Source organism: Cellulomonas sp. zg-ZUI22, from assembly GCF_017353535.1.
Classification (GTDB): Bacteria; Actinomycetota; Actinomycetes; order Actinomycetales; family Cellulomonadaceae; genus Cellulomonas; species Cellulomonas wangleii.
Window position 1 is genome coordinate 1,184,799 of record NZ_JAFMUZ010000001.1, and the last position, 20,337, is coordinate 1,205,135.

General features: G+C 72.8%; 19 protein-coding genes. 13 read left to right on the forward strand and 6 right to left on the reverse strand.

Annotated elements, in window-relative coordinates:
* Nucleotides 1-144: 144 nt before the first annotated feature.
* Complete coding sequence (locus J1G43_RS05410; protein ID WP_207378098.1) at nucleotides 145-447, reverse strand: hypothetical protein; 303 nt, start codon at nucleotides 445-447, stop codon at nucleotides 145-147.
* 370 nt (nucleotides 448-817) lie between these two features.
* Between J1G43_RS05410 and J1G43_RS05415 the strand changes: the two genes are divergently transcribed.
* From J1G43_RS05415 to J1G43_RS05440, 6 genes are all read left to right on the forward strand, one after another.
* On the forward strand, nucleotides 818-2,182 hold the full coding sequence (locus J1G43_RS05415) for a nicotinate phosphoribosyltransferase (RefSeq protein WP_207378099.1): 1,365 nt from the start codon (nucleotides 818-820) through the stop codon (nucleotides 2,180-2,182).
* Nucleotides 2,179-2,763, forward strand: a complete 585-nt coding sequence (locus J1G43_RS05420) for a hypothetical protein (RefSeq protein ID WP_207378100.1) — start codon at nucleotides 2,179-2,181, stop codon at nucleotides 2,761-2,763. Before J1G43_RS05415 ends, J1G43_RS05420 begins: the two co-directional genes overlap by 4 nt.
* Nucleotides 2,760-3,359: an isochorismatase family protein gene (locus tag J1G43_RS05425; protein WP_207378101.1), complete on the forward strand. Its 600-nt coding sequence runs from the start codon at nucleotides 2,760-2,762 to the stop codon at nucleotides 3,357-3,359. The genes J1G43_RS05420 and J1G43_RS05425 overlap by 4 nt, the downstream gene beginning before the upstream one ends.
* A gap of 68 nt (nucleotides 3,360-3,427) precedes the next feature.
* Nucleotides 3,428-4,225 (forward strand): NUDIX domain-containing protein, encoded by a 798-nt coding sequence (locus J1G43_RS05430; protein WP_207339252.1) that lies wholly within the window; start codon nucleotides 3,428-3,430, stop codon nucleotides 4,223-4,225.
* A complete protein-coding gene (locus J1G43_RS05435) occupies nucleotides 4,222-6,126 on the forward strand; it encodes an NAD+ synthase (RefSeq protein WP_207378102.1) in 1,905 nt (634 codons plus the stop codon). The genes J1G43_RS05430 and J1G43_RS05435 overlap by 4 nt, the downstream gene beginning before the upstream one ends.
* A 9-nt stretch (nucleotides 6,127-6,135) precedes the next feature.
* Nucleotides 6,136-6,603: an SRPBCC family protein gene (locus J1G43_RS05440; RefSeq protein ID WP_207378103.1), complete on the forward strand. Its 468-nt coding sequence runs from the start codon at nucleotides 6,136-6,138 to the stop codon at nucleotides 6,601-6,603.
* Nucleotides 6,604-6,689: 86 nt separating this feature from the next.
* Here J1G43_RS05440 and J1G43_RS05445 read toward each other — a convergent pair whose 3' ends face one another.
* Nucleotides 6,690-8,618, reverse strand: coding sequence for an ABC transporter ATP-binding protein (locus J1G43_RS05445; RefSeq protein WP_207339249.1), 1,929 nt, complete (start codon nucleotides 8,616-8,618; stop codon nucleotides 6,690-6,692).
* Nucleotides 8,619-8,750: 132 nt separating this feature from the next.
* Nucleotides 8,751-9,365 carry a hypothetical protein gene (locus tag J1G43_RS05450; protein WP_207378104.1) on the reverse strand — a complete coding sequence of 205 codons (615 nt, stop codon included), beginning with the start codon at nucleotides 9,363-9,365 and terminating at the stop codon, nucleotides 8,751-8,753.
* A 357-nt stretch (nucleotides 9,366-9,722) separates the two neighbouring features.
* Here J1G43_RS05450 and J1G43_RS05455 point away from each other — a divergent pair, with 357 nt between their 5' ends.
* Together J1G43_RS05455 and J1G43_RS05460 are read left to right on the forward strand one after the other, a co-directional pair.
* The gene (locus J1G43_RS05455; protein WP_242635211.1) at nucleotides 9,723-11,186 is read left to right on the forward strand and encodes a von Willebrand factor type A domain-containing protein; all 1,464 of its coding nucleotides are present in this window, start codon (nucleotides 9,723-9,725) and stop codon (nucleotides 11,184-11,186) included.
* Between the two features lie 197 nt (nucleotides 11,187-11,383).
* A complete protein-coding gene (locus J1G43_RS05460; RefSeq protein WP_207339246.1) occupies nucleotides 11,384-11,758 on the forward strand; it encodes a PH domain-containing protein in 375 nt (124 codons plus the stop codon).
* Nucleotides 11,759-11,849: 91 nt separating this feature from the next.
* On the opposite strand, the gene J1G43_RS05465 is transcribed toward J1G43_RS05460, so the two are convergent.
* Together J1G43_RS05465 and J1G43_RS05470 are read right to left on the reverse strand one after the other, a co-directional pair.
* Nucleotides 11,850-12,602 carry a YoaK family protein gene (locus J1G43_RS05465; RefSeq protein WP_207378105.1) on the reverse strand — a complete coding sequence of 251 codons (753 nt, stop codon included), beginning with the start codon at nucleotides 12,600-12,602 and terminating at the stop codon, nucleotides 11,850-11,852.
* On the reverse strand, nucleotides 12,602-13,297 hold the full coding sequence (locus tag J1G43_RS05470) for a FadR/GntR family transcriptional regulator (protein ID WP_249670612.1): 696 nt from the start codon (nucleotides 13,295-13,297) through the stop codon (nucleotides 12,602-12,604). Before J1G43_RS05470 ends, J1G43_RS05465 begins: the two co-directional genes overlap by 1 nt.
* A gap of 281 nt (nucleotides 13,298-13,578) precedes the next feature.
* On the opposite strand from J1G43_RS05470, the gene J1G43_RS05475 reads away from it, so the two are divergent.
* The 4 genes from J1G43_RS05475 to J1G43_RS05490 are packed head-to-tail and all read left to right on the forward strand — an operon-like array spanning nucleotide 13,579 to nucleotide 17,689.
* Complete coding sequence (locus J1G43_RS05475; RefSeq protein ID WP_207378106.1) at nucleotides 13,579-14,505, forward strand: ABC transporter substrate-binding protein; 927 nt, start codon at nucleotides 13,579-13,581, stop codon at nucleotides 14,503-14,505.
* Nucleotides 14,506-14,551: 46 nt separating this feature from the next.
* Nucleotides 14,552-16,138 carry an amino acid ABC transporter permease/ATP-binding protein gene (locus tag J1G43_RS19570; RefSeq protein WP_207378107.1) on the forward strand — a complete coding sequence of 529 codons (1,587 nt, stop codon included), beginning with the start codon at nucleotides 14,552-14,554 and terminating at the stop codon, nucleotides 16,136-16,138.
* Between the two features lies 1 nt (nucleotide 16,139).
* Entirely contained in the window at nucleotides 16,140-16,559 is a 420-nt protein-coding gene (locus J1G43_RS05485; RefSeq protein ID WP_207339242.1) for a RidA family protein, read from the forward strand.
* Complete coding sequence (locus J1G43_RS05490) at nucleotides 16,556-17,689, forward strand: acetamidase/formamidase family protein (protein ID WP_307859484.1); 1,134 nt, start codon at nucleotides 16,556-16,558, stop codon at nucleotides 17,687-17,689. The genes J1G43_RS05485 and J1G43_RS05490 overlap by 4 nt, the downstream gene beginning before the upstream one ends.
* A gap of 53 nt (nucleotides 17,690-17,742) precedes the next feature.
* On the opposite strand, the gene J1G43_RS05495 is transcribed toward J1G43_RS05490, so the two are convergent.
* On the reverse strand, nucleotides 17,743-18,159 hold the full coding sequence (locus J1G43_RS05495; protein ID WP_207370177.1) for an NUDIX domain-containing protein: 417 nt from the start codon (nucleotides 18,157-18,159) through the stop codon (nucleotides 17,743-17,745).
* A 285-nt stretch (nucleotides 18,160-18,444) separates the two neighbouring features.
* Here J1G43_RS05495 and J1G43_RS05500 point away from each other — a divergent pair, with 285 nt between their 5' ends.
* Complete coding sequence (locus J1G43_RS05500) at nucleotides 18,445-20,322, forward strand: BCCT family transporter (protein ID WP_307859485.1); 1,878 nt, start codon at nucleotides 18,445-18,447, stop codon at nucleotides 20,320-20,322.
* The last annotated feature ends 15 nt before the right edge of the window (nucleotides 20,323-20,337 follow it).

The window sequence follows — 20,337 nt, forward strand, 5'->3', positions numbered from 1 at the left end:
GAGGGCCGCTGCGGCTGACGGAGTCGACGGTACAGGCTGGTCAGAGTCGGTGGCGGAGGCGTCGCGGGGCGGTGGAGCGTGGTTGGCGTCGCCGTGGTCGGGCCGGTGGAACCCTCGGGACGGCGGCGATGGGGGGCGGTCGCATCACTCGCTGGCGCCCGGTGCCTCGTCCGCCCACGCCTCGAGCCCGAAGTGGCGGTCGGCCATGCTGCGCCCGAAGGCTCCGAGCGCACTGACGGCCGCGTCGAGAGCGCGGGCCGCGGCCGCTGCCTGGGCGGATCCTTCGTCGTCCTGTGCACGCTCCGCCTGCAACGCCAGTGCGTCAGCGATCCGCGAGGTCCGCTCGAGAGCAGCCGACAGGCTTCGCCCGACCTCGTGAACCTCGACCGGGGCAGGGCCCAGGGGCCGGCTCGCCCAGCTGTCGACCTCCCGGACCAGCTCCCTCATCGACTCCGTCGCCGCGCACCCCAGACGCCGAATCCGCGCGAAGTCGGCAGGCACTGGTGAGTACGTCACCTCGCCATTGTGTACTCGACCCCGTCACGCCGCGCCGGCGGCGAACCGAGCTGCTGCAGCGTTCGCTTCGGCAGCAGCACCGACCCGGACGCGCAGTTCTGCGCAGTCCCGTTCGTGGCCGGCACGTTCCTCATCCACTCATGTCACAGAGGGCCGAGGCTCGGGTGATGTTCCCGGTGGCGCGTGCGGCGAGGTCGGCCAGGGCGTGGGGGTGACGGCAGGCTCGGTGTGACGCACATCACTTATGATTAGGGTCGCTCTGACTATAAATCACTCGACCCGGCCAGGCTGGGCGGCCATAATGGTCAACATGACCACAACGACGACGGTAGGCGCCACCAGCACCGCGATGCTGACGGACCACTACGAGCTCACCATGCTCCGTGCCGCCCTCGCCGACGGCACCGCTCACCACCAGGCGGTCTTCGAGGCCTTCGCCCGCCGCCTGCCCGACGGACGCAGGTACGGCGTCGTGGCAGGTCTCGGCCGGATCGTCGAGGCCATCGAGAGCTTCACGTTCGACACGAGCCGGGTCGCATGGCTCCTGGAGCGCGGCATCATCGACGAGCGCACCGCCGACCACCTGCTCGGGTACCGGTTCACCGGGAACATCGACGCGTACCGCGAAGGTGACATCTACTTCCCGAACAGCCCTGTCCTGACGGTCTCCGGGACGTTCGCCGAGTGCGTCGTCCTCGAGACGCTGATCCTGTCGATCCTCAACCACGACAGCGCGATGGCCTCCGCCGCAGCCCGGATGGTCAGCGCCGCCGACGGCCGACCGCTGCTCGAGATGGGCAGCCGGCGCACCAACGAGAGTGCCGCCGTCGCGGCCGCGCGAGCCGCGTACATCGCCGGGTTCGCCTCCACCAGCAACCTGCAGGCCGGGTTCCAGTACGGCGTGCCCACGCGAGGCACCGCCGCACACGCGTTCACCCTCGGGCACACCAGCGAGCGCGAGGCCTTCGCCTCCCAGGTCGCCTCCCTCGGGACGGACACCACGCTGCTGGTGGACACCTACGACATCCCGCAGGGCATCCGCACTGCCGTCGAGGCCGCCGGGACGAACCTCGGCGGTATCCGCCTGGACTCCGGGGACCTCGGTGACGAGGCACGCAAGGCACGCGCCCTCCTGGACTCCCTGGGTGCCACGAGCACGAAGATCTCGGTCACCTCGGACCTGGACGAGCACACCATCGCCGCGCTGGCCGACGCGCCGATCGACCTGTACGGCGCGGGGACCAAGCTCGTCGGCGGGTCGGGTCACCCGACCGCCGGGATGGTCTACAAGCTCGTCGCGATCGCCGACGAGCCCGGCCCGTACGCCCCGATGCGTCCGGTCGCGAAGAAGGCCACCAGCAAGGGCAGCGTCGGTGGCCGCAAGGTCGCCTACCGGGCGCTGGACCACCAGGGCCACGCGACCCGTGAGGTCGTCGTCGTGCGGCACCTGCCCGGTGCCCCGGAGACCGGCCTGGGCCGCGCGCTGCAGGTCGCGGTGATCCGCGACGGGCACGTCGTGCACCGCCCGTCCCTGGCCGAGATCCGCGCCCACCACCGCGGCGCGAAGGCCGAGCTGACCGCGCTCGACCTGGACCTCGCACCCGGAACCCCGCGCCTGGTCGCGGACCCCACCGCCATCGGCAACCTGATCGGAGCCGCCGTATGAGCCCGCTGACGTCCACCCCCCTGGTCCTGGTCGACATGGACGGTGTCCTGGTCGACCTCGAGGCCGCGTTCTGGGACGCGTTCGAGACTGCGCACCCCGCCGGACCCCGGCGCACGGACGGCGACAGGACGGTGTTCAGGATCGACGAGCAGCTCGACCCGCAGTGGCGTGACGCGGTCCGTTCGATCATGGCCGCCCCGGGGTTCTTCGGCGGGCTGCGCCCGGTGCCCGGGGCTGTCGAGGCGCTCGACGAGATGCTCGACGAGGGCTGGGACGTGCGGATCTGCACCGCGCCGCTGCTGCACAACCCGACGTGCGCGTCCGACAAGCTCGCCTCGCTCGCCCGGCACTTCGGGCAGCGGTGGGCCGAGCGTGCCGTCATCACCAAGGACAAGACCCTCGTGCGGGGCGACGTCCTCATCGACGACAAGCCCGTCGTCAACGGCGACTGGACCCCGGTGTGGAAGCACGTCGTCTTCGCCGCCACCTACAACCAGGCCGCCCCGTCGCCGTACCGGCTGACCGGATGGGCGAGCTGGCGCCAGACCCTCACACCCCTCCTGGGAAGGACCGCAGCATGAGGACCGCACTGATCGTCGTGGACGTGCAGAACGACTTCTGCGAGGGCGGCGCGCTCGCCGTGACCGGCGGCGCGGCCGTCGCCAAGCAGATCAGCGACTACCTCGCGCGCACCGGGGACCGGTACGACACCGTCGTCGCGACGCGCGACTGGCACGCCCCGCTGCCGGACACCAACGACGGGCACTTCGCCACCGACGGCGACCCGGACTACGTGAGCACCTGGCCGGTGCACTGCGTCGCCGGCACCCCGGGCGCGGACTACCACCCGGACCTCGTGCTGCCCGAGCGGACCGTGCACGTCGTCAAGGGCGAGTCCCGGCAGGACTACTCGGGGTTCCAGGGCCGGATCGTCGACCCGGTCGACGGCCGCGAGCGCCTGGCGGACCTGCTGATGGAGCGGAACATCGCCCACGTGGACGTCGTGGGGATCGCGACGGACTTCTGCGTCAGGGCGACCGCGCTGGACGCTCGCCGCCACGGTCCGACGACCGTGGCGGTCCTGACCGACCTGACCGCTGCGGTCAGTGCCGCCACCGCGAGCAGGGCGCTGACCGAGCTCGCCCGCAACAAGATCATCCTGGACGAGTCGCGCTGACCTCGCGGACCTCGACCGAACCAGGCACCGCCGTGCTCGACACCACGGCCCACGAAGGGAACGCACCGATGACCACCGACGCTCAGGCGCCCGAGGGCTACGACCCGCACGACTACCCGCCGTTCGCCGTCACGGTGGACCTGTGCATCTTCACGGTCCGCGACGGTGCGCTCAAGGTGCTGCTGATCGAGCGGGCCGACGACCCGTACGCGGGTGCGTGGGCGCTGCCCGGCGGGTTCGTGGACATCGACGAGGACATCGCCGACGCCGCGTGGCGCGAGCTGGCCGAGGAGACGGGTGTCGAGCAGTTCGCCGGGCACCTCGAGCAGCTCGGCACGTACGGCAAGCCGGGACGTGACCCCCGCATGCGGGTGGTGTCGGTCGCGCACGTCGCGTTCGCTCCGAACCTGCCCGAGCCGACCGCCGGGTCCGACGCCCGCAACGCCCGCTGGTGGGACGTGTCCGACCTCGACCTGCCCGGCCTGACCGGCGGGAACGACGACGGCGACGGCCCCGAGCTCGCGTTCGACCACGCGCGGATCCTGGCCGACGGTGTGGACCGCGTGGCCGCCAAGCTCGAGTACACGCCGCTGGCGACCGCGTTCGTCGCCGAGCAGTTCACGCTCGGGGAGCTCCAGCACGTGTACGAGGCGGTGTGGGGCACGCACCTGGACCGCTCGAACTTCCGCCGCTGGGTCAAGGGCACCGAGGGGTTCGTGCGCCCGACGACCGGGACCGAACGTCGCCTGACGGGTGGGGCGGGTCGGCCCGCCGCCCTGTACACCGCGGTCGGCGACGGCCCGAAGACCCTGACCCCGCCGCTGATGCGCCCCGAGGGCGCCCGCACGGTCAAGGGCACCCCATGACGACCCTGCGCGTGACCCTCGCCCAGCTGCCCGTGCGCGTCGGCGACATCGCCGGCAACACCGACACGACGGTCGAGGCCATCCACCAGGCCGAGGCGGTGGACGCCGACGTGCTCATCACCCCGGAGCTGACCGTGACCGGGTACCCGGCCGAGGACCTGCTGTCCGAGCCGCAGCTCATCGACGCAGCGATGGACGCCGCCCACGAGGCCGCCCGCGCGACCAGCGGCACGGTCACCCTCATCGGCGCGCCGTGGCGCACCAGCGCGCTGCCTGCCGGGCCGGGCCGGACCCACCGGGCGACGGACACCCGCGGACGCACCCTTCGCAACGTCGCCGCGCTCGCCCACCGGGGCGCTCTTCGCGGCGCTCACTCCAAGACGCTCTTGCCGACGTACTCGGTGTTCGACGACGCCCGGCACTTCGAGGCCGGGGCCACGCGCCAGGACCTCTACCGCGTCGACACCCCCACCGGGCGGGTCACGTTCGGTGTGCTGGTGTGCGAGGACGTGTGGGACAAGGCACTCGTGCAGCAGATGCGCCGGGGCGGGGCGCAGGTCGTCGTCGTGCTGAACGCCTCGCCGTACCACGTCGGCAAGCAGCAGCTGCGCGAGGCGACCGTCGCGGCCGCGGCCAGGAACGCGGGCGTACCGATCGCGTACGTCAACGGTGTCGGCGGGCAGGACGAGCTGGTGTTCGACGGTGGGTCGTTCGCCGTGGACCGCGACGGCGACGTCATCGCTCGGGCACGGTCGTTCCAGACCGACCTCGTCACCGTCGACATCCCGGTCGCACCCCGGATCGACCTGGGGCGGCACTGGGACGTGCTGGACCTGGGCGCCACCCACACCCGGCGGTGCGCACTGCCCGCGCCGCCCCTCGCCGCTCCGCGCGAGGTCCACGACGAGGTGTACACCGCCCTGGTCACCGGGTTCCGTGACTACTGCACCCGCGTCGGGCTGCCGAAGGTCGTGCTCGGCCTGTCCGGCGGGATCGACTCCGCCCTGGCTGCCACGATCGCCGTGGACGCCCTGGGGCCGGACGCGGTGTGGGGCATCGGGATGCCCGGCCCGTACTCCTCGGACGGGTCCGTCACCGACGCGCGCGCCCTGGCGGACAACCTCGGCATCCGGTTCGACGTCGTGAAGATCACGGACGCCTACCTCGAGCGCGAGCAGGTGCTGGGCGGGCTGCTGACCGCCAGGACCGGCGACACCGGGCACCCGGTGGCATGGGAGAACCTGCAGGCACGGCTGCGGGGGACGACCCTGATGACGATCGCGAACGCGACAGGTGCACTGGTCTGCACGACGGGCAACCGCTCGGAGAGCGCCGTCGGGTACTTCACGCTCTACGGGGACTCCTGCGGAACGGCTCCCAACCCGCTGGGCGACCTGCTGAAGACCACCGTCACCATGAAGGACGGAACGGTCCTGCCGGGCGTCTACGGACTCGCGCAGTGGCGTAACGACCAGGCCGACGCTGCCGGGCTGGTGCCTCCGATCCCCGTCTCGACGATCACCAAGCCCGCGAGCGCGGAGCTGGCCCCCGGGCAGCAGGACAGCGACTCGCTGCCGGAGTACCCGGTCCTGGACCGTCTGCTGCTCGCGTTCCTCGAGGACCACGCCTGTGCCAGCGAGCTGGCTGACACCCTGGTCGCCGACGGGTGGGACCGGCAGGTGGCTGCGAGCACCGTCAACCGTGTGCTGACGCTCGTGGACCGCAGCGAGTTCAAGCGGCGTCAGGTGCCGATCCGGATCAAGATCTCCACGCTCTCGTTCGGGCGGGACCGGCGGATGCCGCTGGCGAACCACTGGTCGCACGCGACCGCCGAGCCACGTCCAGGTGAACTGCAGCTGACGGGGTCGGTGCCGGACGCCGGAAAGCCCGGTGCGCCCTAGGGTCGGCGGATGATCGTCGAGTCGAGCGTCGACCTGCCCGTGCCGCCCGACGTCGCGTTCGCGGTGTCGCAGACGACAGGAGCCACCCGGCTGCGCTGGGACCCGTTCATCCGCCGGCAGTCGTTCCTCGACGGCGCGACGGTCCCCGCCAAGGGCGTGCGGACGCTGACGCGCCACCGCTCCGGGCTGCGGATGGTCAGCGAGTACGTCTCGTACAAGCCGCCGACGAACGTCGGGATGAAGATGGTCGAGGGGCCGTGGTTCTTCGCCGTCATGGCCGGCGGGTGGCGCTTCAGCCCGCTGCCGGACGGCGGGACGCGCGCCGTCTGGCGGTACAGCTTCACGTGCCGGCCGGCGTGGCTGGCACCGGTGGCCGAGCGGATCGGCCGGGTCGTCCTGCAGCGGGACGTCGACCGTCGGATCGCGGGGTTCGCGCGCGGCTGCGCGGACCCGCACGTGCTGGGCGCGGTGGGCTGAGACGGTCCCGCCGGCGCGGAGGTCCAGGGGTCACGACGGACCAGCGGACGTCGGGACGGAGATCGGCACCCGGGCGCGCGCCCGGGTCACTCCCGCCCCATCGCCCCCGCGTCCAGCAGCCGGCGGTACCCGCCGTCGGCCACCGCGGCGAGCTCGTCGTGCGGGCCCTCCTGGGTGATGCGGCCGTGCTCCAGGACGACGATGCGGTCGGCGTCGCGGACGGTGGACAGCCGGTGCGCGATCATGACGACGCCGGCGCCGTCGAAGAGCGTGGACATCGCGGTGCGGACGCGGTGCTCCGTGGCGGTGTCCAGGTGCGCGGTCGGCTCGTCGAGCACCACGAGCGCGGGACGCCGGAGCGCGGCGCGGGCGATCGCGAGGCGCTGGCGCTCACCGCCGGACAGGCGGTGCCCCTTCTCACCGATCACCGCGTCGAGGCCGTCGTCGAGACCGCGGACGAGGTCACCGAGGGCCACCTGCTCGCACACCGCGAGGAGCTCGTCGTCGGTGGCGTCGGGCTTCGCGTACCGCAGGTTCTCCCGCACGGAGGCGTGCAGCACGTACGGGTCCTGCGGGATGTACGCGATGAGGCCGGCGCGCTGCTGCTCGTCCAGGGCGGCCAGCGGCCGGCCGTCGACCTCGACGATGCCGCTGTCCGCGTCGACGAGTCCCGCGATCACCGTGGCCAGCGTCGACTTGCCGGCGCCCGACGCCCCGACGACCGCGACGACCTCACCGCGTCCCACCGTCAGGTCGATCCCGTCGAGGGCGTCGCCCGCCCCGTCGCGGCCCCCACCGACGTCCCGCATGCCGTCGTCGCCGGACAGGCCGACGAGCGGCAGCCACGGGATGGAGAGCGCGTCGCCGGCGTGGGACAGCCCGTCGATCGAGTACGCCGACACCGGCGGGTACCGGAACCGCAGGTCACGCGTGCGCAGGGCCGGCGCAGGAGCGGCCCGTCCGTCGTCGGCGCCCGCCGCGTCCGCCGGCGGGGTGTCGACCGTGCCCGGCGCCGGGGCCTCTGCTGCGCGGTCACGTGCCGGCTCGGCGCCGAGCACCGCCTCGACCCGGTCGAGCGCGATCGACGAGCGCATCCGGGGGTAGCGGGTGTTGAGCAGTGCCTGCACCGGGGCCTGGAGCTGCTGCAGGTACAGCACGATGAGGATGACGCTGCCGACCGTGATGCCCTGCTCCGTCACGAGCCACACGCCGGTGGCCAGCGCGCCCGAGGTGATGAGCACGAACGCCGTCCCGTAGCTCGCCCCCGACGTCGCGGCGGCCCGGCTGATGCCGGTGGACAGGTCGGCCAGCGCGGCGGACCGCTCCTGGAAGGTCGCCTGCTCCCGGGCGGTCTGCCCGTTCTGCCGCGCGAGCACGGCGCCGTCGCGGCTGACGAACGTCTCGGCGGTCGACGACAGCTCCTTGACGACGTCGAAGGACTTCGCGATGAGCTCGTTGATCCGCGCCTCGGCCTTGCGCACGTACGCGATGGCGACCGGGATCACGACGAGCAGCAGCACCAGGCGCGGGTCGATGAACGCGACGATGACCAGGGACGTGGCGATCGTCGTCACGCTGGAGACCACCACGGGGATCACCGAGGTGTACATCTCCTCGGCGCCGTTGACGTCGTTGGTGAGGCGGCTGACGACGGCACCCGGCCGGACCGTCGTGTAGAAGTGGATCGGCATCGTGGTCAGGCGCCGGAACATCGCCGAGCGCAGGTCCGCGATGACCCTGCCCGCGGCTGCGGTCGCCGTCACGCGTGCCGCCCACGTCATCCACACGCCGAGCAGCCCCAGGCCCGCCATCCCGGCGATCTGGCCGAACGCCTGCGCCGTGCCCGTCCGTCCCTCGATCAGCCCGTCGACCACCGCGCGCAGCAGGAGCACCTGGAACAGCGGCGCGACCCCTCCGACGACCTGGAAGACGTACGACACGACGAACCGCCCCCGGTGGGCGCGGACCATGTCCCGGACGTGCGGCGTACGGTTCGCGTCCCCGGTGCGCGTCACGGTCGTGGTCCTCCTCGTCCGGGCCCGGTGGCGCACGGCGGCGCCGCTGCTGGGCGGGACCCGGACCATAGCGCGCGAATCGGCTGCTCGGGGAGCGTCGTGAGGACTCCTCGAGGGCGGGCGGTCAGGGTGTCACAGCATCGTGAGCACGACGACGACGGCCACCGCGATCGTCAGGAGCGCGCCCGCCACGGCGAGCAGCACGCTGCGAGCGGGGTGCGCGCGCCAGGGCGCCAGGTAGCGCGGATCGACTGCGCGGAGCTGGGCGGCGGTGATCGGGTGCGGGAACGCCGTCACCGGGACGCCGCGGGCTGCCAGGTCGTGCGCGAGCGCGGTCAGCTGTCCCTGGTCCCACATCGCGCCGTCGAGGTGGGCCAGCGTGCCGCGGGCGCCCGCGAGCACCAGGTGGTGGGAGGTCAGGGCGCCGAGCGGCATGCGGCTGACCATCGCGGCGGCTGCCACGTCCGTCGCCGCGAACCGTCGCTCGCCGACGAGCGACCGCAGGGCGTACGTGCCGTCACCGAACACGACGCGGGCGCGGCGGGCGTGGACCAGGGGCAGCACGACGCCGAGGACGGCGAGGGCCAGTCCGACACCGACGAAGACCACGGCCCGGCCCGTGCGGCCGGCCAGGAGATGGAGGCCGCCGAGGCCGCAGCCGAGCAGCAGGGCGGGCACCAGCGCGGCGGGCACGTTCGCGCGCAGGAGTCGACGGCGCGCGTGAGGTGTCAGTACCAGCTCGACCACGGTTGCATCTTGCCGAAGGCCCCGACCTCATGCTGCTGTACCCCGAGAAAATCGTCGAGGAATTCACCCGGAGAGCGACGGTGAATCGGCCCGGGGCGGGTGAACCGGATCGCGGGTCGCCCGCCTCCCGTTACCCGACCGGGACATGTGCGTGACCCTCCTGTGCTGGCCACAGCGGTGCGTGGCACGCCACGCTGCAAGCCTCACAAACGGAGGCGAACAATGCGCAATTGGTCATCGACGAGCGTCCTTCACCCATCCGCGCCGCGTTCCGGAACGCGACGCGGAAAGGCTGTGCCGGCGGTGGTCTGCGCCGCGCTCGCCCTTTCCCTGCTCGGCGCGTGCAGCGCCGACGGCATGAGTGATGCCGCGTACGAGGGGGCGACCCTCGACGAGCTGCCCGCTGCCGAGGAGTGGCGCGAGGTCCCCCCGGGCGGCGAGGAGTACGACGACTCCCCGGAGCAGCCGTTCCAGGACGTGGCCGCGAGCCCGCTGTCCACGTTCGCCTCCGACGTCGACACCGCCTCCTACAGCAACCTGCGCCGCCAGCTGCGCGACGGACTGTCGCCCGAGGGTGTGCGGATCGAGGAGCTCGTCAACTACTTCGACTACGAGTACCCGGCGCCGGCACCCGGTGCGGAGGACCCGTTCACCGTCACGACGCAGGTCGCCGACGCCCCGTGGGCGTCCGACCACCAGCTCGCGATGATCGGTGTGCAGGCCACCGACGCGACGCCCACCCGCGCCGGCAACAACATCGTGTTCCTGCTCGACGTGTCCGGCTCGATGGCGGCGCCCGACAAGCTGCCGCTGCTCGCCGAGTCGTTCTCGCTGCTGGTGGAGCGCCTGGGGGAGGATGACACCGTCTCGATCGTCACCTACGCCGGGAGCAACGAGGTGCTCGCCGACTCGGTGCCGGGCGACCGCCGCGACGAGCTCGTGGGGATCCTGCGCGAGCTGCGCGCGGGCGGCTCGACCGGCGGTGCGGCGGGTCTGCAGACCGCGTACGAGCTGGCCACCGAGAACTTCGTCGAGGGTGGCAACAACCGGGTCGTGCTGGCGACGGACGGCGACTTCAACGTCGGGCCGTCGGGTCCCGACGAGCTGACCGAGCTCATCGAGCAGCACGCCCGCACCGGGGTCTACATCTCGGTGCTCGGGTTCGGCATGGGCAACCTCAAGGACAGCACGATGGAGGCCATCGCCGACCACGGCAACGGCAACTACGCCTACATCGACACGCTCGACGAGGCCCGCAAGGTGCTGGTGGACGAGTTCGACGCGACGATGTTCGTCGTCGCGCAGGACCTCAAGCTGCAGGTCGAGTTCAACCCCGCGACCGTCGCGCGCTACCGGCTGCTCGGGTACGACAACCGGCGACTCGCGGACGAGGACTTCGCCGACGACACCAAGGACGCGGGCGACGTGGGCGCCGGGCACTCGGTGACGGCGTTCTACGAGCTGGTCCCGGCGGACGGCGAGACCCGGGACGACGACCTGACCTACCAGGACGTGGAGGCGGGCGACTCCGACGACTTCCTGACGGTGCGCGTGCGCTACAAGCAGCCGGGCGCGTCCGAGAGCACGGAGGTGGTGTACCCCGCGCGGGCCGACGCCTACACGCGGACGCCCACGGCCGACTTCCGGTTCGCCTCCGCGGTCGCCGAGTTCGGGCTGGCGGTGACCGGCTCGGAGCACGCCGAGGGTGCTGACCCGCGCCGCGCGCGCGAGCGGGCCGAGTCCGCCCTGGGGGAGGACCGGTACGGTCTGCGCGCGGAGTTCGTCTCCCTGGTCGACGCCTACGAGCGGCTCGCCGGCTGACGCGTCGCACCGCCGGGCGCCTACGGCGTCCGACCTCCGGCGCCACCGCGGGAGAGGGGTGCGCGGTCGGTACCGTGCGTCGGAGACGGGCAGCCGTCGGCGTCCGCCACCATCGGTCGTGCCCACCCCGGGCGTCCCGTAGCGCTCGTCACGACGCGGGTCCGCAGGGCCGGGCACGCGAGACATCCAGGAGAGACATGATCGACTTCGCCAACGCCGCCTACGTCAAGCTCAACGAGCGGAACCCCGCCGACGCGCACGCCGACCTGGCCGAGCTGCTGCTCCCGGACGAGCGGGTGCTCGTCGCGTTCCGTGGCATCCGTGACTCCGTCACGTTCACGACGAAGCGCATCGTCGCGGTGAACGTGCAGGGCATGACCGGGAAGAAGAAGGACTACACGTCGCTCCCGTACAGCCGGGTCCAGGCGTTCTCCGTGGAGACTGCGGGGACGTTCGACCGGGACACCGAGCTCGAGCTGTGGTTCAGCGGTCTGGGACTGGTCAAGCTCGAGTTCGGGGCGGGCGTCGACGTCCGCGGCCTCAGCCGGCTGCTCGCCGAGCGCTGCCTCTGACGGGTTCCGGGCGGCACCCGGTGCGTCCGGCCTCCCCGCCGTCGGCTCCCCGCCGTCGGCTCCCCGCCGTCGGCTCCCCGCCGTCGGGACGTCACCGTGCGGCGAGCACCTCCGTCGGCCGCTCAGCGGCGGCTGCGGCGTGCGCCTGCTGACGGGCCGACCGCTGCTGGTCGGCCCGGGCGACGAGCAGCATCGTGACCCCGGCGGCGAACACGATCCCCGACGCGGCCAGCGCGACCGGTCCGTCGGCCAGGCGCAGCACCGCCGCGCCCAGCGCGGCACCGGCACCCATGGCGACGATGGCGAAGGTCCGGTGCCGCCACTGGCTGAGCGTCTGACGTCCGCCGCCGAGCCGGCTCTCGCGCGTGACGTTGGCGAGCGTGCTGGTGACGACGACCGTGGTGATGTCGGTGTTGCCGACGGGCTTCACCGCGGCGACCTGTGCCCCCATGAGCGCGGCGAGCACGGCGGTGAGCGTGATCTGCCCGACGCCCGCCAGCTCCCCGACCGCGGCCCACACGCCGACGAGCACGAAGACCAGGGCGGTCCCGGCGACCAGGAGCCACGCGCTGCGCACCGGCAGCCCCACGGGGTGCCCGCGGCGCACCAGCCGCCCGCCGACGACGGAACCGAGCGCGAACCCCAGCAGCGCGAACGCGTTGTTGAGCAGCGGGATGTCGGGCACCCCGACCAGCGCGAACGCCAGGAACAGCACGTTGCCGGTCATGTTGCCGGTGAACACGCCGTCCAGCGCGAGGAAGCTCACGGCGTCGATCGCGCCGGTCGCTGCGGTCAGGAGCAGCAGGCCGGAGGTGTACAGGCCGGCGGTGGTGGGGCGGCGCATCAGGCGTCCTTCAGCGGGGCGTGGATGTCGGTCAGGTGCTCGCGCATCGCGGCGGTGGCGGCGTCCGCGTCGTGCGCCGCCACCGCGGCGTAGATGGCGCGGTGCCCGGCGAGCGAGCTCGCGCGGGCGGCCTTGGTGGCGTGGGAGCGGCGGCGCACGGGCAGGGTCCAGTCGGCCATGAGCCCGTGCAGGGTGGTGAGCAGCGGGTTGCGGGCCGCCTGGGCGAGCAGCAGGTGGAACTCCAGGTCGAGCTCGACCGAGCGCGCGGCGCTGAGCGGGCCCTGTGACGCGTCGAGGACGTCGTGCAGCTGCAGGAGGTTCGCCGGCGTGGCGCGTCGTGCGGCGAGGCCCGCCACGGACGGTTCCACGATGAGCCGCAGCTCGGCGGCGTCGGCGCTCGCGACGCCGCTCGTGCCGGCGTTCAGGCCCTCGAGGTCGCGCTGCTCGGCCGACGTCTCGACCACCACGGTGCCGCGGCCGGGCCGCCGCTCGACGAGGTGCTTGGACTCGAGCTCGAACATCGCCTCGCGCAGCGAGGCGCGGGAGACGGAGAGCTGCTCGGCGAGCTCCCGCTCGCCGGGGAGTCGCTGCCCGGGCGCGAGCTCGCCGGTGGCGATGAGGCGCTCCAGGTGGGCGGCCAGGGTGACCGAGATGGTCGGTGACCTGCGCGCCAGCGGCGGTACCGGTGTCGTCACGAGCGTGCTCCTTCGGTGGCCGTCGTCGGTGCGGGGAGTGTGCGTACCGGCACGCTAGCAACGGGATCCGGTCAGATGGTCTGACCAATGTTTCGCCCTGGGTCGACTCGGTAAACAGTGCGTTTCCGTGTCCGGGATGCCCGTTCCCGCCCTCGGAGGCGCGTCTACCTTCATGCCACATCGGTCAGACCATCCGACCGAGAGACACCAAGGGCGGCGTCGCGGCACCTCCGTCCGGTGGGGCCTCGACGCCGGTGCCCGGCGACCGGAAGGCACCCGCGATGCGCACCACGAAGAACTCCCGCACGGCAGTCCTCATCACCGGAGCAGTCGCCACGCTGCTCGCCCTGACGGCCTGCGCGGGGTCCAGCTCGGCCGCCGAGGGCGCCGGCGAGGTCACCTACCCCGAGCTCGCCGAGTCGGCGGCCTGCGTCGAGCTGCGCGAGCAGAACCCCGACCTGGTGGGCACCACCCAGACCAACGCGCTGAACCCGCACACCCCCGGCTACGAGGTCGTCAACCCCGAGAACCCCGACGAGTTCATGGGCTTCGACATCGACCTCGGTGAGGCGATCGGCGACTGCCTCGGCTTCGACGTCGACTACCTGCCCGTCGGGTTCTCGGAGCTCGTGCCCACGGTCGCCAGCGGCCAGGCCGACTGGATCATCTCCAACCTGTACGCCACCGAGGAGCGCGCGCACGGCGGCGTCGACTTCATCAGCTACTCCAAGGTCTTCGACGGGATCCTGGTGACCACGGGCAACCCGCAGGGCATCACCGGCATCGACACCTCGCTGTGCGGCACCACCGTCGCCCTCAACAAGGGCTACGTCGAGGTGCCGCTGGTCGAGGCGATGGTCCCCGAGTGCGAGGCCGCCGGCCTCGAGGGGCCCACCGTCAGCCTCTTCGACTCCAGCGCCGACTGCGTGCAGGCGATCCTCGCGGGCCGCGCCGACGCCTACATCAACGACGTCAACACCGTGCGGGGCTACGTCGCGCAGCACCCCGACGACCTCGACACCGCCGAGACCGTGATGCTCGACTACGAGATCGGCATCGGCGTCCTGCAGGGCGAGCACGCCTTCCGCGACGCCGTCCAGGCCGCGCTCGTCGAGATCCAGGAGTCCGGGCTCCAGACGGAGCTGGCCGGGAAGTGGTCCCTCGACGAGAACGCGCTGGCCGAGCCCGCCGTGCTGAGCGTCGGCTGACCGTCGCACCGACCGAGATGACGAGCGACGCGAGGGCGGCCTGACCATGACCGAGTTCCTGCACTACCTGACCCTTCCCTACCTGCTCGAGGGCATCGGCTTCACCCTGCGGCTCACCGCCATGGGGTTCGTCGGCGGCATGGTCCTGGGCCTGCTCCTGGCGGCGATGCAGCTCACCCGGTTCCGGGCGCTGACCTGGGTCGCCCGGGCGTACGTGACCCTCTACCGGGGCACGCCGCTGATCCTGCAGCTCGTCTTCGTCTTCTCCGTGCTGCCACGAGCGGGGATCACCCTGTCCCCGCTCGTGGCCGGGGGTGTGGCCCTCGCGCTCAACGAGGCCGTGTTCTTCGCGGAGATCTTCCGGTCCGGCATCAAGGGCGTCGACCCCGGTCAGGTCGCCGCGGGACGTGCCCTGGGCATGCGGCCGACGTTGCTGATGCGCCGCGTCGTGGCACCCCAGGCCCTGCGGTCGATGGTCCCGGCGCTGGGCAGCGAGGCCGTCACCACGATGAAGAACTCGGCGCTCGCGTCGATCATCGCGGTGCCGGAGCTCACGCTGCGCACGCAGCAGCTCGCGTCGGCGACGTTCGACTACTTCGAGATCTACTTCGCCACCGCCGTGATGTACCTGGTGCTGACCGGGGCGCTGACCCTGGTACAGCTCGCGGTGGAGCGGGCGCTCGACCTGGACCGTCCGGCGCGGACCTCGCTGCGGACGTGGGCCGCGCGCCTCGGCCGGCCGGCGGTGGCCGTCCCGGCCACGGTCGAGCCGGACCCGCGCCGGGCGCCGGACCGTACCGACGCCGGCCTCGGCACGGTGGTCCCGCTGACCCACGCGGACCCGCCGCCGCGCAGCTTCGGCCAGGCGCTCATCGAGGCGTTCGGTCTGCGCAAGTCCTACGGCGAGAACGAGGTGCTGCGCGGCATCGACCTGCAGATCCGGCAGGGCGAGGTCGTCGCCCTGCTGGGCCCCAGCGGGTCGGGCAAGAGCACCCTGCTGCGCTGCATCAACCACCTCGAGGGTCTCGACGGCGGCGCGGTGCTGGTGGGCGGCACGGCCATCGGGTACTCGGAGCGCGGCGACGAGCTCGTCGAGCGGCGCGTCGCCCAGCAGCGGGTCGACGCCGGCGTCGGGATGGTGTTCCAGCAGTTCAACCTGTTCCACCACCTGACGGCGCGCGAGAACGTCGCGGCCCCGCTGCGCTGGGTGCACGGCTGGTCCCGCGAGGACGCCGACGCCCGCGCCGACGAGCTGCTGGCGCAGGTCGGCATGGCACACCGCGCGGACGCCCTGCCGCGGCACATGTCCGGTGGTCAGCAGCAGCGCGTGGGCATCGCCCGGGCGCTGGCGTCCAGCCCGAAGGTGCTGCTGCTCGACGAGCCGACCAGCGCCCTGGACCCCGAGCTCGTCGCGGAGGTGCTGGGCGTCATCCAGAGCCTCGCGCGGCAGGGCGGTCTGACGATGATCATCGCCACCCACCAGCTGCGGTTCGCCCGCGAGGTGGCGGACCGGGTCGTCTTCATGGCGGGCGGGGTGGTCGTCGAGCAGGGCACGGCAGAACAGGTGATCGGTGACCCGCAGGTCGAGGCGACGCGTCGCTTCGTCCGCGCGATGGACTCGGCGGAGGTCTGAGATGAGCACGGTAGGCACAGCACGCACGCACCACGTCTTCCCGGCATCCGCAGGGGTGCCGCCCCAGGTCGGCCCGTTCAGCCACGCCGTGCGGTTCGGCGACCTGCTGTTCGTCACCGGGCAGATGCCCACCGACCCCGCGACGGGGCAGCTCGTCGCCGGCGGCCTGGTGGAGCAGACCCGCCAGGTGATGGCGAACCTGCAGGCAGTCGTCCGCGCCGCGGGCGCCGAGCTGGACGACACGCTCATGGTCCGCGCCTACCTGACGGACTTCGACGACTTCGACGCGTTCAACGCCGAGTACCGCACCTGGTTCGACGACCCGCTGCCGAGCCGCACCTGCGTGGGCGTCACGGGCCTGGCGGTCGGTGCGCTCGTCGAGGTCGACCTGGTGGTCGGCATGCCGGGCGGTCCGGCGTGAGCGCCGCGACGGCGGTCGGCGTCCCCACGCTGCAGCCGGGCCGGGGCGCGATCCTCGGTGAGCACTACCTGCCCTCGCGCGCCGACGAGGTGCGCTGGGGCTGGCTCCCCAACGCCGACGCGGCGCCCGTGCTGCAGGTCGCGGACGGTGCGACGGTGACGGTCGACACCCTCTCCCACGAGGGGCTGCTGGCCGACCAGGGTCGGGACCCCGCGCGCTACATCCGCCAGTTCGGCGACGTGGACGTGCTGGACGACGCCGTGGAGGTCGCGGCGAGCGGTCTGGTCAACGGACCCCAGGACGGCCCGCACGTGGTGACCGGCCCGATCGCGGTGGCCGGCGCCCGCCCCGGCGACGTGCTGCGGGTCGACGTCCTGGACCTGGCGTACCGCGTGCCCTACGGGTTCGTCAGCAACCGGCACGGGTTCGGCGCCCTGGCGGGGGAGTACCCGCAGGACGCGGACTCGACGCCCACCCGCCACGTGGACCGCATGATCACGGACGGCTCCGTGAGCCACTTCGCGTGGGTCGACCACCGCGACGGCCGGGACGTCGGGGTCATGGAGGCCGGCCCCGGGCGCACCGTGCAGCTCGGCCTCGCTCCGTTCCTCGGGCTGATGGGGACCGCCCCGGACACCAGCGCGCCCGTGCCGTCGGTGCCGCCGGGTGACCACGGCGGCAACATGGACATCAAGCACGCCGGCGTGGGCGCCACGCTGTACCTGCCGGTGTCGGTCGACGGGGCGCTGTTCTACGCGGGCGACCCGCACTTCGCGCAGGGCAACGGCGAGGTCGCGCTCACCGCGCTCGAGGCGTCGCTGCGCGCGACCCTGCGGCTGAGCGTGGTGCCGGCGGCGCAGGCGGACGTCGCGCTCGGCGGGCTGCGCAACCCGGTCGTGGAGACGGCGACGCACTGGATGCCGACCGGCATGGACGCGGACCTCGACGAGGCGATGCGGCAGGCCGTGCGCCACGCGGTCGCGTTCCTGCACGGCCGGTTCGGGGTGCCGCGGGCCGTGGCCCTGGCGTACCTCTCGGCCGCCGGCGACTTCGAGGTCAGCCAGGTCGTGGACTCGGTGAAGGGCGTGCACTGCCTGATCCCGAAGGCCGACTGGGTCGCCTGGGCCTAGCAGGATGCGTGGTGACCGCCGACGGGCCGGCCGGCCCGTCGGCGGTCGTCGTGTCAGGCGGGCGGCGTCGTCCCCGCCAGCACCGGCAGCACGTGGTGCTCGAGCAGCGGGGCGAGGTCGTCGGGCAGGTCGCCGGCGGGGTCGAGCCAGCGCAGCTCCTCGATCTCGCCCGCGGGTGCCGTCGCGCCGACGAGCGGGTGCTCGAAGACGGTCCCGACGACCTCGTGGCCCGCCTCGTTGGCCGCGGCGGCGCGGAACGTGCCCAGCTCGTGCAGCCGCGCCTCGTCCAGCACGACGCCGACCTCCTCGTGCGCCTCCCGCACCGCGGTGGCGGCGGCGCTCTCCCCGGGCTCGGGCTTGCCACCGGGGAGCATGAAGCGGTGCGTGCCGCGCTTGCGCACGGTGAGGACCTCGCCCGAGGCCCGGCGCAGGACGACGGCGCTCACGTGGATGACAGGGGTGGCCGGCACGTGCCGGATCGTACGACGCGCCGCTGGGAACGCCGCCGTGCCGTCAGCGTCCCGCCGTCCGCCGCCCGGGTTGCACGCAGTGCGTCGGGCGCCTGTGATCCGGGCGACGTCCGGCCGGGCGGGGCCGGCTCGTCCGCTGCCTCGTCAGGACGCGGAGGCGCACGTCAGGACGCCGGGTCGTCGTCGACCGGGCGCGCCGGGGTGCCGAGGGACCGGCCGCGCCCGGTTGCCCGGGCCACCTACCATCGATGGCCGTTCCTGACGCAGGAAGAAGGCGAATCGGTGGTGAGCGAGACGCGCACCGGATCGACCGGGAGCCAGTCCGGCCGCACCTCGGAGGCCCAGCGCGCACGCGCTGCGCGGATCCTCCAGGAGGTCACCTCTCCGGGCACCCTCGGCAGCCCGCACCCCGCGCTGCTGCCGGGCATCGGTGTCGAGCAGACGCACCTCTCCTTCCGGATCGACAGGGTGGTGTTCGCCGTCGCGGCGGCCGTCGTGCTCGCCGTGATCGCCTGGGGCCTGCTGCTCCCGGCCGGCCTCGCGGACTTCGCGAACGCCGCCTTCGAGGTCGTCACCGTGGACTTCGGGTGGTTCTTCGGGGTCCTGACCGTCGTCGTGCTGGTGTTCATGATGTGGCTGGGCTTCGGGCGGCACCGAGCCGTCCGCCTGGGCCAGGACGACGAGGAGCCCGAGTTCTCGACGGTCTCCTGGGTGACGATGCTGTTCTCGGCGGGCATCGGGATCGGGCTGCTGTTCTACGGCCCGCTGGAGCCGATGTCGTTCTTCCTCGACCCTCCGCCGGCGTTCACGGGCACCGAGCCGGGCAGCGGCCAGGCCATGCACGTCGCGCTCGCGCAGACGCTGTTCCACTGGGGGCCGGTCGCCTGGGCGTTCTACGCGCTGGTCGGCGGTGCCGTCGCGTACGCGGCGTACCGCAAGGGCCGCGCGCCGCTGATGTCCGCGCTGCTCGAGCCGGTCTTCGGGGAGCGCAGCCAGGGCGCCCTCGGCAAGGTCGTCGACGTGTTCGCGATCGTCGTCACGCTGTTCGGCACCGCGGTGTCCCTGGGCATCGGTGCGCTGCAGATCGGGCGCGGGATCGAGATCGTCAGCGGCGTCGGCCCCCTCGGCAACGCGGTGATCGTCGGCATCATCGTCGTCCTGGCCGTCGCGTTCATCCTCTCGGCGGTCTCCGGGGTCAAGCGCGGCATCCGCGCGCTGTCGAACGTCAACATGGTCCTGGCCGGCCTGCTCGGGCTGTTCATCCTGGTGGTGGGCCCGACCGTCCTGCTGCTGAACCTCGTGCCCGGCGTCCTGATGACGTTCGTGGCCGAGCTGCCGGTGATGATGGGCCAGTCCGCGGCGACGTCGCCCGACGCGCAGGAGTTCATGAGCGCCTGGAGCACCTACTACTGGGCGTGGTGGGTGTCGTGGACGCCGTTCGTCGGGATGTTCATCGCCAAGATCAGCCGCGGCCGGACGCTGCGGGAGTTCGTCACCGCGGTCATCGTCGTGCCCAGCGCCGTGTGCCTGGTGTGGTTCACGGTCGTCGGTGGCACCGCCATGTGGCTCGAGCAGACCAGGTCGGTCATGAGCGCGAGCGCGTCCGGGCAGGACATGCTGTTCACGCTGCTGCGGGAGCTGCCGTTCGGCGCGGTGACCTCGGTGCTCGCGATCGTCTCGATCGTCATCTTCTTCGTCACCAGCGCCGACTCCGCGTCCATCGTCATGGCCAGCCTGTCCGAGCAGGGCAACCCGAGCCCACGGCGGTGGACGACGGTGGTCTGGGGGAGCGCCCTCGCGGCGGTCGCGGCGGTCCTGCTGGTCGGGGGCGGCGAGGTCGCGCTCTCGGGCCTGCAGAGCCTCATGATGGTCTCGGCCCTGCCGTTCGCCGTGGTGCTCATCTTCGTCATGGTCGCGTGGTCCAAGGACCTGGCGCGCGACCCGCTGACGCTGCGGCGCCGGTACGCCCGCGAGGCCCTGGAGCAGGGCGTCCGCGCCGGCATCGAGGAGCACGGCGACGACTTCGTCGTGGGCGTCGTGGCCACCGAGCCCGACGAGGGCGCGGGCGCGTGGCTGGACACCGACGACCCGGTGCTCACCGACTGGTACCAGCCGGACGAGGGAGGCGCCGAACCCCCGCCGTCCCGGGACCCGGCGGGGTGACGCGGCTCGCGGCCG